The organism is Oscillatoria sp. HE19RPO, from assembly GCF_024220515.1.
Lineage (GTDB): Bacteria > Cyanobacteriota > Cyanobacteriia > Cyanobacteriales > Laspinemataceae > Laspinema.
In genome coordinates this window covers 1-12,835 of sequence record NZ_JAMXOT010000143.1, presented here as the reverse complement: position 1 = coordinate 12,835, position 12,835 = coordinate 1, and the positions used below count along the sequence as shown (strand labels likewise).

General features: G+C 46.4%; 11 protein-coding genes. 4 read left to right on the top strand and 7 right to left on the bottom strand.

Annotation, left to right across the window (positions count from 1 at the left end; all coding sequences use genetic code 11):
• Window positions 1-272 precede the first annotated feature (272 nt).
• Window positions 273-1,469 (top strand): GNAT family N-acetyltransferase, encoded by a 1,197-nt coding sequence (locus NG833_RS13660; RefSeq protein ID WP_254565838.1) that lies wholly within the window; start codon window positions 273-275, stop codon window positions 1,467-1,469.
• A gap of 214 nt (window positions 1,470-1,683) precedes the next feature.
• Here NG833_RS13660 and NG833_RS13655 read toward each other — a convergent pair whose 3' ends face one another.
• Complete coding sequence (locus NG833_RS13655) at window positions 1,684-1,908, bottom strand: hypothetical protein (protein WP_254565837.1); 225 nt, start codon at window positions 1,906-1,908, stop codon at window positions 1,684-1,686.
• 900 nt (window positions 1,909-2,808) lie between these two features.
• Between NG833_RS13655 and NG833_RS13650 the strand changes: the two genes are divergently transcribed.
• Both NG833_RS13650 and NG833_RS13645 read left to right on the top strand, forming a co-directional pair.
• On the top strand, window positions 2,809-4,155 hold the full coding sequence (locus tag NG833_RS13650; RefSeq protein ID WP_254565836.1) for an AAA-like domain-containing protein: 1,347 nt from the start codon (window positions 2,809-2,811) through the stop codon (window positions 4,153-4,155).
• A 34-nt stretch (window positions 4,156-4,189) separates the two neighbouring features.
• Window positions 4,190-6,073 carry an AAA-like domain-containing protein gene (locus NG833_RS13645; RefSeq protein WP_254565835.1) on the top strand — a complete coding sequence of 628 codons (1,884 nt, stop codon included), beginning with the start codon at window positions 4,190-4,192 and terminating at the stop codon, window positions 6,071-6,073.
• Window positions 6,074-6,201: 128 nt separating this feature from the next.
• Here NG833_RS13645 and NG833_RS13640 read toward each other — a convergent pair whose 3' ends face one another.
• The 6 genes from NG833_RS13640 to alr form a co-directional block, all read right to left on the bottom strand.
• Entirely contained in the window at window positions 6,202-6,435 is a 234-nt protein-coding gene (locus NG833_RS13640) for a type II toxin-antitoxin system HicB family antitoxin (RefSeq protein ID WP_254565834.1), read from the bottom strand.
• Entirely contained in the window at window positions 6,432-6,638 is a 207-nt protein-coding gene (locus NG833_RS13635; RefSeq protein ID WP_254565833.1) for a type II toxin-antitoxin system HicA family toxin, read from the bottom strand. The genes NG833_RS13640 and NG833_RS13635 overlap by 4 nt, the downstream gene beginning before the upstream one ends.
• 166 nt (window positions 6,639-6,804) lie before the next feature.
• On the bottom strand, window positions 6,805-7,110 hold the full coding sequence (locus NG833_RS13630) for a hypothetical protein (protein WP_254565832.1): 306 nt from the start codon (window positions 7,108-7,110) through the stop codon (window positions 6,805-6,807).
• 60 nt (window positions 7,111-7,170) lie between these two features.
• Window positions 7,171-8,052 (bottom strand): Rpn family recombination-promoting nuclease/putative transposase, encoded by an 882-nt coding sequence (locus tag NG833_RS13625; protein WP_254565831.1) that lies wholly within the window; start codon window positions 8,050-8,052, stop codon window positions 7,171-7,173.
• Window positions 8,053-8,303: 251 nt separating this feature from the next.
• Complete coding sequence (locus NG833_RS13620; protein ID WP_254565830.1) at window positions 8,304-8,570, bottom strand: hypothetical protein; 267 nt, start codon at window positions 8,568-8,570, stop codon at window positions 8,304-8,306.
• 167 nt (window positions 8,571-8,737) lie between these two features.
• Entirely contained in the window at window positions 8,738-9,928 is a 1,191-nt protein-coding gene (gene alr, locus NG833_RS13615) for an alanine racemase (RefSeq protein ID WP_254565829.1), read from the bottom strand.
• A gap of 276 nt (window positions 9,929-10,204) precedes the next feature.
• On the opposite strand from alr, the gene NG833_RS13610 reads away from it, so the two are divergent.
• A complete protein-coding gene (locus NG833_RS13610; RefSeq protein WP_254565828.1) occupies window positions 10,205-12,505 on the top strand; it encodes a CHASE4 domain-containing protein in 2,301 nt (766 codons plus the stop codon).
• Window positions 12,506-12,835: the final 330 nt, after the last annotated feature.

The following is a 12,835-nucleotide window of genomic DNA, read 5'->3' as shown; positions in this document are numbered from 1 at the left end:
TTCAGTCGGTTTTTAACCGACTTAAGCTATGAGGCGCTTGATTTATCCCCCGCCGGTTGTTGCAACGAGTCCAAGACTTTCCGTTGAAACTGACTGAAAGTCTTATTAAATGGTGTTTTCAGTCGGTTTTTAACCGACTTTAGCTATGAGGCGGGGGTTAAAACCCCCGCCGGTTGTTGCCACTTCAGTCGTTCCCATCCAAAGTCCCTCCCACAGCATCCCAAGAATCGATTACCCTAAGAAAGTGAACGCTCTACCCTCAACGGTTGGTAATGCTGGAACAGCTTAAGCCTCAAATCTCTGTTGCCTGGATCGACAACATCGCCGAAGTCCCCCAGACGGCGTGGGATGCTCTCGCCGTCCCTCTGCAAACCCCTTTTTTTGAATGGAACTGGTTGCACAATATGGAAGCCTCCGGCAGTGCAACGGCAAAAACGGGATGGTTGCCGAATCATTTAACCCTGTGGCGACAGGGAGAACTGATTGCTGCCGCACCGATGTATCTGAAAGGACATTCCCGGGGAGAATTTGTCTTTGATCACCAATGGGCGGATTTAGCCTATCGCCTCGGTGTGGAATATTATCCCAAACTGTTGGGGATGAGTCCAGTCACGCCGGTAACGGGATATCGGTTTTTGATTGCACCGGGAGAAGATGAGGAAGAAATTACGGGGATGATGATTCATGCGATCGATGAATTTTGCGATCGCCACAATATTTCCTGCTGTAATTTCCTGTATGTCGATCCAGACTGGCGATCGCGGATGGAACGCTTCGGTTATACCCCGTGGCTACATCATAGTTATATTTGGCAAAACCAAGGATTTAATACCTTTGACGATTACCTAAACGTCTTCAATGCCAATCAGCGCCGCAACATCAAACGGGAACGCAAAGCCGTCGCTAAAGCCGGGATTGAGGTCAAGGCATTACATGGAGATGACATTCCCCATACCTTGTTACTGCGGATGTATCAATTTTATAGCGACCATTGCGATCGCTTTGGCTGGTGGGGGAGTAAATATTTAACCAAACAATTTTTTGAGGAATTATACCATAATTTTCGCGATCGGGTCCTCTTGATTGCCGCCTATCCCGAAGGCAATGATATCCGCCATCCCATCGCCATGTCCTTTTGCCTCACCAAAGGGGAACAACTCTATGGACGATATTGGGGTTGCAATTACGATATCGACTCCCTCCATTTCGAGGCTTGCTATTACAAACCCATCGAATGGGGAATCGAACATGGCATTCAATCCTTCGACCCCGGTGCCGGAGGACAACACAAAAAACGCCGAGGCTTTCCAGCCACTCCCAATCACAGTTTACATCGCTTTTACAATCAACGTTTGGGTCAAATCCTCCGCCCTTATTTGAAGGAAGTAAATCTCATGGAAGCCCAGCAAATCGATGCGATTAATGAGGGGTTACCGTTTAAGGAAACCCTGCCAGAGTTGAAGATGTAAGATTGAGCCGCCCGGTTTAAACCGGGCGCTATAGGATAGATGGGGCTGTTTGTTGACTTCAATTGAGCGCTAAGAATTGCTTTGGAATTGTCTTTCGTAATCATCAAGGCTAATGAAGTTTCCCTGCTCAAACCCTTCAAGACCCCTGCGGATCGACTGCTGCTGGTCCTCGGGTAAATCGGTCAACTTGACAATTTGCTCAGAACCGTCTGTTTTATTGCTGCCTCGCAACAATGAACACTCGGGCTACTTGGGTGGCCACTACTAGAACTGGATCCCCTAAGCGAAAATTATTTTGCTGTGTCCGATCAAAGGGTTTTGCATTCCAGTAAGTGTTTTTCCACTTGACTTGTAAAATTCCATCGCCTTCACCGAGATCAACAATAGTCGCCTCAGTGGGGTGGTCAAGCATTTGGGGTGGTGGATCTGGCTTGAACATTTTTCTGGCTCTCCTTTCCAGGGGCTGACCAGCTTGGTTAACCGCCTATATTTATTTGGGTATTAATAAATTGCCAATTACAGTTTAATAGTTTTACTTCCTGTTATATGTAACTTTCCTAGCTGTAACTTTCCATTCCTGATATGCAACGATGATAGGCGTGTTCTAGTGTTTATTAAGTTTTCTTCACAATTACTTGCGATTAATTTAGAAGCGCGGTTAGAATGATGCCATAAAACAATGGCAGAACACCTGGGCTTTGGCCCAGGTGTTCTGCCCATGAGAGGCCCCTTACACTGGGTGCGTCATGAGCATACCTACTGAATTCGGAGGTATTAGTAAGATGACGCATTTTTTGAGACGGCTCGTCATGTCACTGTTGTTGTACTTAGTGGTAACTCAGGGCCCTTCTGCCCTTTGTGACCCCAATATCATCAACAGTATCGCCACTTTAACCCTCGTACCGCAAAATACACCTGGGGTAAAGCGGCCCCGTACCCGTACCCGGCGAACCCGGAAATACCGGCAAACCCGAAAATGTCTCCGGAAACCCTGGAAATAGGTAGAAATCCCAGCCGTTGATTCACGTTTTAAATTGGGGGTTAGTCGCGTTGCAGCGCGGCTGGCCCTTTTTTTTAGTGGGTTACGAGAGTCGGACTGGTCGGGTGCTTTTCAGAAGACAGTATATGTTTACAATCTGTCAACATATTTTAAAGATAGGTTGCTTAAATAACTCATGTCTATGGTAATTACTCATAAGTTAGAGTACGCAAAACCACATTTAGAATACGCATCGACAAGTTTTGCCGTATCTTAACAATCTAGAAACTACCAAGATTCAGAGTACGCAAAGCCACATTTAGAATACGCATTGACAAGTTTTGCGGTATTCTAGAATGTATGAATTACCAGCAGTTCCTCCAGGCCCTCGAAAAGTTGAAACGTGCACCGAAGCGCGAAGCGGTGCTGCGGATGCTGCTGCGCGGACTAACGGCTGAGGAGATTGCGGATGAGATGGGAACCCATCCCGGAACGGTACGGAAGCAAATTTCCCAACTGTATGAGGACTTCGGGGTGAGCAGTAGCAATGATCTCCCGGGAGAGCGCTCCTCCAAACGTGGCGAGTTCATCAATTTATTTACTAAGTACAAGCCGGAGTGGGTTGAGCTTGAGAGTCTGGACTCATTGCAGATTAGACCGCTCAATGGCATTGTCCCATTGGATTCTCCGCTGTACCTCCCAAGGAAGGCTGATGAGCGCTGTCGCCAAGCGTTGACAGCAGACCGCAGCGATCGCGGTTCAGTCCCATTCATTCGGATTAAAGGATCTCAAGGTATGGGGAAATCCTCCCTGCTGATACGATTGCGAAATTTTTTAGAGCGAGAGGAAAATCAGGTGGTGGGGTTTGTGGATTTAGCTGAGGTGACCCAGGATCCCGAGGTGTTGACCGATATTAACCTTCTCCTGAAGCGGTTTACTCAGGCGATCGCAGATGCCTTTAGCGAGTCTGTTGCCACCCTGAATCCCCCCCTACTCACAGAGGATTGGCCCCCTGAGCGGTCCAGTGGATTGAACTGTAGTAATTACCTGGAAAAGCATATTTTTGAGCCAATCCAGACGCCAAAAACCCTGCTGATTGATGGGATTGATGAAATTTTAGGGCCCGATAAACTGCAAAATCCATTTTTAAAACTGTTGCGATCGTGGAACGAACAACGGATGAAGGTGGTGAGTCAGTCGCCGATTGTTTGGGCCAGTATGGCGATCGCCTACTCCACCGAACCCTATCCCGAGTTGGATATCAAAGGTTCAATTTTGCAAAATGTGGGACTAGAGGTGGAATTGCCCGAATTTAATGCCGAAGAAATCCTCAAACTGGCGAATAAATACTGCTTGGAGTGGAGCCAAGAGCAAGTGAAACCGCTCATGGAACTGATTGGCGGTCATCCCACCTTAGTCAATCAGGCACTCTACCAAATCAGTCAACAGGGCATGAGTTGGGATCAACTGCTGTCCAATGCTACTTCACCAACGGGACCATTTGGAGACCACCTGCTTAAAAAATTTTCTATACTTAACCAAACTAAAGATTTAAAGCACTGCTTTGACCAAATTTTGCGTGGAGGAAGCTGTCATGACGATATCGCTAAGTTCCAGCTTGAAAAAGCCGGATTAATCAAAATTGACAATGAAGGAGTTCAAGTTAGATTTAAGCTTTATCAAAACTATTTTTCAAAATCTGCTTAACACTTTGCAAATTGCTCTTGGGGAGTTTATGTCTATGCTTAACTCCGACAGTATCTATCAAACTGAGGGCGGCACTTTGCCTCGCGATGCACCGACCTATGTCGAGCGAGAAGCAGATGGCCAACTGTATCAGTTTGCCCGTTCCCTTACGGGAAATAGTCGTGTTTGTTTCGTGCTGGCCCCTCGGCAAACTGGTAAAACGAGCTTGATGGTGAGGACGGCCAATTGCCTGAGCGAGGAAAATTTAGTCTGCGTTCGGATCAATATCCATGAGTTAGGGGGGATTGAAGAGCGTCAACTGTGGTTTAGCCTGTTGTCTGAAATTTGCCGACAAGTTCCCTTGCCAGAAGTCAACTTACCACAACAGTTAGAGGAGGTTTGGAACCGGCAGCCTGACTTAGCGCCTGCCTTACGATTCAAAAACTTTCTGATTAAAGAGATTCTGGAGAAAATTGCAGCGGAAAAGCTGGTGATTTTTATCGATGAAATCCAGGATTTAGTGGATTTAAACCTCCAGAATGTATTTATCGGCTTCATCCGCAGCCTCTCAGACCAGAAGAACGAACCCCGACTCAATAAGGTCGCCTTTGTCCTGCTGGGGGTTGCCAAACCGTCTGATTTGATGACCAGCAGCAGTTATGCTCTCAACTTGGGCGATCGCATTGAACTGGGGAGACTCACCCCAGAGGCTTGCAAACCCCTGCGTCCCGGTTTGGAAAAAGTCACCACGGCTCCAGCCAGGACCCTGGAACGGATCCTCTACTGGACAGGAGGTCAACCTTTCCTGACTCAAATTGTTTGCCACTTGGTGGCTACGGGGAACAACATCGAAGATGGCGCTCAAATTGAGACCCACGTTGATGCTTTAGTCACCCAGAAAATTATCATAGACTGGAGGCGACAGGATAGACAATCCCATTTACAGGAGATTGAAAACTGGTTTACTAAGGTGGAGAGCAGCCGCAAGTCTGAAAAGCTCAAGACCCTCAGACTTTACCGTGAAATTCTGACCCAAAGCCCGATCGACTTTCGGCAGAATGACCCAAGGCACTGGGACTTGTTGATTTCAGGTCTCGTGGCAAAAGATGATGGACAATTACAAGTTGCCAACCAAATTTACGCGCAAGTCTTCGATCGCAATTGGATTAACAAAACAGAAACTTTACTGGAGGATAATATGCCAGAGCCATTTTCCACTATCTACGATCGCGATGTCTTCATGTTAATCGACCAAAGTGCATCAATGAGGCTCAAAGATGCAGATACGGGAAACCAAACCCGTTACGGGTATCTCGAAGAAGTGATCATGGGTCATTTATTTACTATCCTTTCAGAGCAAAATAAAGAAAATAACGTAATCAAAAAAATTTGTGATGAGGTAACAGTTTACTTTTTTAGCAGTAAGAGAAACATAGAAGGACCCCATCTCGTTAAGGATGCGATGCGAGTGCGGAGCTTATTTCTAGAGAATCCGCCAAGAATGAAAACTTTTATTGCACCCACCCTTGAGAAATGTATTGACACTTGGTTGCAAACCGGAAAACCGGCCAATCGCGGAGCATTTTTTATTATTTATACCGATGGCCTATTTGACGATGAGGGAGAATTTATGGAGTGCATTAGCAAAACTTGTGAAAAAATTGATGGTCATAAAGAAGTTACATTTTTAGTGTTGGGATTGGGCCAAGAAATAGACAAAGAGAAATTTTTAGAACTTGACTTCAATACAAACAAAGCTCTACCTTTCAAAGTATTGGTTTTTGATTTAGTTAACGAAATAGAAGAGGAAATAATTAAGTGTTTACAACGTCAATTAAAAGACGATCCTGCTGATGAGTCGGTAGTTCCGGAGTGGGTGAAAAGGGAGTTTCCCGGGTTCGTTGAAAAACTTAAGAAGGTTCGTAGTCAAAATGCTTGATGCGGAATTTATGAGGCGGAAGTGCTAATTTAGATGAGAAAGGGTCCATGAGAAGAAAGTGCGAGCATCCCCCTCTGTCATTTCAAACCAAGCGATCGCCTCCCCTCATTCTCAGAGCCGATCGCCTGTTATTGACTCAACGCGATGGGAAGCGATCGCCTAAACAGTTTCGGTTCCGGTAAAGTTTCTCCGTTGGCGATCGCTGATTCTATCAACAGTTCCAACACTTCTTGTGCATTCTTGAACGCCTCTTCGTAGCTAGACCCATGCGTGTGGCACAACTCGCCCCACTCCGGCAAACTGACCACAAAACATCCATCTTCGTCAGACCACTGAATGACTATGGTATAATGAGATTTCATTCGATTTCCTCCTCAATTATTTTGAGTGCATCGTTAACGTCTCTTTCCTGGTAAGGTTTAGCATCATCTCCATTATTTCCCGATAAAATAATGGGGAGAGGGAGTCGGGTATGATACCATTTTGTATGACTCCCCTTTCCGGACCTAGAACTAAACCCCGCCTTTCGTAATAAACGTTTAAGTTCTATTATCTTTTTAGGCATAAATTCCACACTACCATTGCTGTAGCTTTCCTCCCTTGACTGCACAGGACTATCTCAAGCCTCGACTGTTGCCAATGATCCTTCACTCTATCCCGTTCACCATCCCCATTTAGCATAGTTCTTACTTCACTTTATCAGATTGAAATGAGAATCTAATGCGCCTCCCTTATCTGTGCCTCTCCAGTACCGCAGGTTTATCGGGATAAAATTCTCCGATTTCCTGGGGGAATTCTATCTTTTCCCCATTGTACGCCTGTGCCGTCAGTTTGTACAAGACTTGCGCCAAATGTTGATTAAATTGAAATAAATCCCAGAAATTTTTGTCGCCGTTAATCACATTAATTTTGCGATCGGCTATTTTGTCCGTTTCCCCTGTCATGGTAAACTCATGGCAATTGTCTCCAATTGACACCACCAGTTTAAATTTTCCAGCCTTTGGCATCGGTTCTATCGAAAGCAGTTTTGCGTTCATTGCCTCGTCCCGTAAACACCTCTCAGGTTACCGTATTGCCGAAAGTCCTCTCTGCTCATTCTATACCTCGTTCCCTCCCAAGGATTGCGAATTAGAACGCTGCTGCTTTAATTTTTGGACTTCCTCAAGGCTCAAGCCAGTGGTTTGGGCGATCGCCTCTTCATCTAATAAATTCAGCAACCCTTTGGCAATTTCTCGCTCCCTGTCATTCACGGCTTTTGACACCGCTGTTGACACGGCTTTTAAAATTGCGTTTCGGTAGTCGTAGATAAAAAATTCTTGATGTTCTAATTCCTCTAATTCTTCCCGGTTCAGGTTCGCTTGATTGGCGATGGCAAAGGCTTGTTCAATTTCTGGGACCTCGCTCATGGTTTCAGGCACGGTTTTTAAAGTCCAGCCACTTTTCATGAAATAGATCCACTTATCCGTGATCGTCTCTAACTGTTCCAGTTCTTTGGTGAACTTGGGTAACTCTACAAAAACTAATTCTAACTCTTCCCTTAAATAATCTACCAGATAATCTTTTTCTTTCAAAACGAATCGGGAAATCACTGACTCACTGTCCCCAAACATTTGAAAATCGACAATAGTCAAGGCAATCACGGGATTTAATAAATTATAATCTTCTCCTGCATCCAGTTGAATGGAATAGGATTTAGCTGCGTTATAGAGGATTCGCTTTTCAAATCCCTCTACATTCAACACTTGCATTTCAATAATCGCTGTTTTGTTGCCGGTGATTTTGGCTTCGACATCTAAGTAAGTTTCTTTGACCCCTCGGATCCGGGGAGCCAAATAGGGGTTGAGAATTTCTAAATCTTCTATGACGGGCTGGCCGTCATAGAGCATGGAATTTAAAAAGCTGATTAAGATATCTTTGCTCTGTTCGGAACCAAAGATTTTTTTAAAGGCGATATCGGTCTTAGGATTAATAAATCTCATTGATTTGCCTCCTGAATTATGCTATAATTTAATCCCCGGTTATGGAAACACCAGCAAAAGCGTTCCTTGTCCTAATTATATTCAAAAAATTATCAAATGTAGGGGCGATTCGGGAATCGCCCGACCATACAGGCGATTCGCGAATCGCGGCTACATTGAACGAATGTAGGATGCAAGAGGCGATCGCCCATAATCCATACAGGCGATTCGCGAATCGCGGCTACAGGCTTTTTACCGAATTTAGGGGCGATTCAAGAGGCGATCGCCCCGTCAAAGCAATTTTCTACCCCATGTAGGGGCGATTCGGGAATCGCCAGTCCAATACATACAGGCGATTCGCGAATCGCCGCTACATGGAACGAATGTAGGATGCAAGAGGCGATCGCCCCGTCAAAGCGTTTTACCCCATGTAGGGGCGATTCGGGAATCGCCCGTCCATAATACATACAAGCGATTCGCGAATCGCGGCTACATTGAACGAATGTAGGATGCAAGAGGCGATCGCCCAATAAGAGCAATTTTCTACCCCATGTAGGGGCGATTCGGGAATCGCCCGTCCATAATACATACAGGCGATTCGCGAATCGCGGCTACATGGAACGAATGTAGGATTCAAGAGGCGATCGCCCAATAAGAGCAATTTTCTACCCCATGTAGGGGCGATTCGCGAATCGCCCGCCCGTCCCTATGTGGCGGCTTGTTCCCAACATTCCAAGGTTTGACCCACGGCGATGCGGGGTAAGCGATGTTTAAAGCCGCAGAGGATTTCCCAGGAAATGGTTCCTAATTTATCCGCCCAATCATCGGCGGTGATTGAGTTGTGGCCATCTTGTCCGAGCAAGGTGACGACTTCTCCGAGTTCCAAGTCGGGGATATTACTCACATCCAACATCATCTGATCCATTGTAATTGCTCCAATTTGTCTCACTTGTTTTCCCCGGATGAGGACTTGCATTTGATTGGAGAGGTTACGGGGTACGCCATCGGCATAGCCAATCCCGATCGCCGCAATTTTCATATCCCGATCGGCGATATAGCGATGGCCGTAACTGACGCCGGTTCCGGCTGCGATCGCCTTAATGTGAGTCACTCGGGCTTTGACTTGTAGCGCCGGTTGTAATTTCAGGCGCGATCGCAAATGGGGAGCCGGATATAATCCATATATCCCTAATCCCACTCGCACCATATCGTAATGCAACTGGCGATCGCTTAAGGTGGCGGCAGAATTTGCAAAGTGCAGGCGCGGTAGGGGGATGCCCGTTTCCTGAACTTGTCGAATTGCCGTCTCGAACCGCTGATGTTGCAGTTGCATCACCGTGGGGTCTTCACTATCCGCTGTGGCTAAATGGGAATAAATGCTAGACAATTCCAAATGAGGCAGGCGATCGACTAATGTCACGAACTCTGCCGCCTCTTGCCACGGTGCGCCCAACCGTGACATCCCCGTATCAATTTTCACATGAACCGGCACGGAATACGAATGGTCACTCAGGGTTTCTGAAAACACGAACGCTTGTTTCGGGGTGCAAAGGGTGGGTTCCAACCGCCAACGCACCATTGCCCGCAATTGGTCCGGGGTGTAGGTTGCCCCTAATACTTGCACTGGGGCCGTAATTCCCGCTTCCCGGAGTTCGATGCCTTCGGGAATGGTGGCGACTCCCAACCATTTCGCCCCTGCCTGTAATACCGTCTGGGCAACGGTGACGGCCCCATGTCCATAAGCATCGGCTTTGATGACTGCCATTAGGTCAGTTTTTGGGGATAATAGACGCTGGATTTCGCGGACATTCTGGGCGATCGCCCCGATATTGATCTCCACCCAGGCGCGATCGCATCGCATCGATGAAATACTCTGACTTTCCTCCCAACTCAGCATTTCTACGCACTCCTCAAGTCACTCACACCACAATTGAACTATAAATCGAACCCTGACTCCGGAGATTTGCGAAAACTTCAACCGAATTTAGATTTGCCTGCGAGTATTTAGAATAAAAATAGGGCTAAATATCCATCGGGCAATCTGACATCGGATGATTTTTGGCAAAATCCGCAGAATGAAACATGAAGCCTTCCAGAAAGTTCTGGGCGCTTCATTTTTTCCAGTCCTCAACTGACCACTTCCCAGTCTCAACCCTCAATTCCAGAAGAGAAGGTGTCCAAACCCATGCCTCAACCGCCTAAATCCCTGAAACTCCCCTTCGCATCCTTCGGACTGCGGGGGCAAATCCTACCGATTATCGGGGCCACCCTGATGGGTTTATTGGGGGTCATCTATCTCTCTTCCTCTACCCTGTTGCTGGCTGGATTTGCCAAATTTGAGCAGCAGGATACCGCCCGCAATGTCAAACGGGCGGTGGATGTCTTATCCGATGAAATTGCCAAATTGAGCTTTACAGCGAACGATTGGGCTGCCTGGGATGACACCTACGCCTTCATTGAAGATGAGAACTCGGACTATATCCAAACCAACCTCAACGATGCCACGATCGCCCGTTTGCGGTTGGATATGATGCTGTACATTCATCGCAGTGGGCGGATTGTTTTTGGGCAAAAATTCAATCCGGAAACGGGGGAACGAGTCCCGGTGGAGAAAAATACCGAGGCGATCGCCTCTTTAAGCCAATACTTAACCCCCAAGAGTCTCCTCGTCAATCATCCCGAAACCACCAGTCTGGTGGAAGGCATCCTGCAACTTCCTGAAGGCCCCATGTTGATTGTCTCCCGCCCCATTCTCACCGGAGAAGCGGAAGGCCCAATTCGCGGCACCTTAATTATGGGGCGCTACCTCAGTGTTGAGGAAATCAAGCGTCTCGGGGAACTCACCCAATTATCCATCGCCGTCGAGGAGTGGGATTCCTCTGAACTTCCCCCAGATTTCGCTGCTATTCGCCAGAGTATGACGGAAGACCCCGATCTCGAACCGGCGTTACTGCTGCCGGACCAAACTGGGATTTTTGTTGAATCCTGGGATTCCCAAACCATTGCCGGTTATACTTTAGTTAAAGATATTTACAACAATTCCGCCTTGTTGTTGCGCGTGGAACTCCCGCGTGAGATTTACCAACAAGGTCAACGAACGGCTAACTTTATCCTTTGGGTGGTACTCGTCGTTGGGGTGGCGTTTTTAGTAATAACTTTGTTTCTACTGGAAAAAGTGGTGCTGTCTCGACTCTCCCAGTTGAGTCAGGATGTGAATCACATTGGCAGCGATCGCGATTTGGCCGTTCGTCTTCCCGTCCAAGGGGTAGATGAACTCTCCCAACTTGCCACTCGCATTAATGAAATGTTAGATGCTTTAGACCATTCTCAGCAAGTGCGTCATGAAAGCGAACAGCGATATCGGGCCGTCATTGAACAAACTTCAGAAAGTATCTTTTTGATTGAACCGACTACCCAACGGATTATTGAATCTAATACCGCCTTTCAAAAGCTGCTGGGTTATGACAGTGAGGAAATTCTCTCCCTGACTTTGGGAGATTTTATTGATCATGAATCCGAAAGTATTGCCTATAACATTGAACGCACCCTATCGGCCCAATCTTACCATCTTGGAGAACGGCGCTATCGTCGTAAAGATGGGTCTTTCGTGGAGGTGGAAGTCAGCGCTAACAAGATTTATTATGGACAACGCACCGCGATTTCTGCGGTGGTTCGCGATATTACTGAACGCAAGCAAGTGGAACGAGAACTCTACCAAGCTAAGGTAACGGCAGAATTGGCGAATAAATCTAAAAGCCAATTTTTAGCCAATATGAGTCATGAATTACGAACTCCTTTGAATGCGATTATTGGGTATAGTGAGATTTTGCAGGAGGAAGCAGAGGAACTAGAACCCGAGGAGTTAAATGCGGACTTAGGAAAGATAGAAGCTGCTGGCAGACACTTGTTAGGACTGATTAACGATATTCTGGACCTGTCTAAAATTGAGGCCGGAAAAATGGAGTTATATTTAGAGTCGTTTGAAGTTCCCGTGGCCCTTCAGGAGGTTGTCTTCACCGTACAACCTTTGTTGCAGAAAAATGAAAATCAGTTACAAGTGGACTGTGAACCTGAGATTGGGGAAATGTATGCCGATGTGACGAAAGTGCGTCAAATTTTATTGAATCTGTTAGGGAATGCCTGTAAGTTTACCCATCAGGGAACAATTTTTCTCCGGGTTTTTCAGAAAGAAGGGGAAATGATGGTGTTTGAAGTGAGAGATACGGGGATTGGGATGACTCCCGAACAGCTTGAGAAGCTGTTTCAACCCTTCACCCAGGCGGATACTTCCACGACGCGCAAATATGGGGGGACTGGGTTGGGATTGGCGATCGCCAAGCAATTCTGTCACATGATGGGGGGTGAGATTACGGTTGATAGTGAAGTCGGTAAAGGTTCAACCTTCACCATCCACCTTCCCGTAACGGTAAATCTCTCGACTTTGGAGTTAGTGTCTGAGTCTATTGAATCCTAAAGGGTTTAAACCCCTTTTTTCGAGTCCTATGTTCAACGTTCCGACTAAAGTCGTTCTTCTTTGTTTGTAGTAACGACTTCAGTCGTTATACCCCCAATCAACAATCACCATTTTATGAATTTTCAATCTTGGGTTTTATATTAGATTAGTTATAAATAAATTATTTTTTACAAAATAACGACTGAAGTCGTTACTACAAACACCGGATAGGATAACGACTGAAGTCTTTACTACAAACACCGGATAGGATAACGACTGAAGTCTTTACTACAAACACCGGATAGGATAACGACTGAAGTCTTTACTACAAACACCGGATAGGATAACGAC

Bases quoted from the DNA above. Each gene is read 5' to 3' on its own strand.
- NG833_RS13625 (WP_254565831.1), bottom strand. From the start codon at position 8,052: ATGAGATTTATTAATCCTAAGACCGATATCGCCTTTAAAAAAATCTTT.
- NG833_RS13655 (WP_254565837.1), bottom strand. From the start codon at position 1,908: ATGTTCAAGCCAGATCCACCACCCCAAATGCTTGACCACCCCACTGAG.
- NG833_RS13635 (WP_254565833.1), bottom strand. From the start codon at position 6,638: ATGCCTAAAAAGATAATAGAACTTAAACGTTTATTACGAAAGGCGGGG.
- NG833_RS13640 (WP_254565834.1), bottom strand. From the start codon at position 6,435: ATGAAATCTCATTATACCATAGTCATTCAGTGGTCTGACGAAGATGGA.
- NG833_RS13630 (WP_254565832.1), bottom strand. From the start codon at position 7,110: ATGAACGCAAAACTGCTTTCGATAGAACCGATGCCAAAGGCTGGAAAA.
- NG833_RS13645 (WP_254565835.1), top strand. From the start codon at position 4,190: ATGCTTAACTCCGACAGTATCTATCAAACTGAGGGCGGCACTTTGCCT.
- alr (WP_254565829.1), bottom strand. From the start codon at position 9,928: ATGCTGAGTTGGGAGGAAAGTCAGAGTATTTCATCGATGCGATGCGAT.
- NG833_RS13660 (WP_254565838.1), top strand. From the start codon at position 273: ATGCTGGAACAGCTTAAGCCTCAAATCTCTGTTGCCTGGATCGACAAC.
- NG833_RS13650 (WP_254565836.1), top strand. From the start codon at position 2,809: ATGAATTACCAGCAGTTCCTCCAGGCCCTCGAAAAGTTGAAACGTGCA.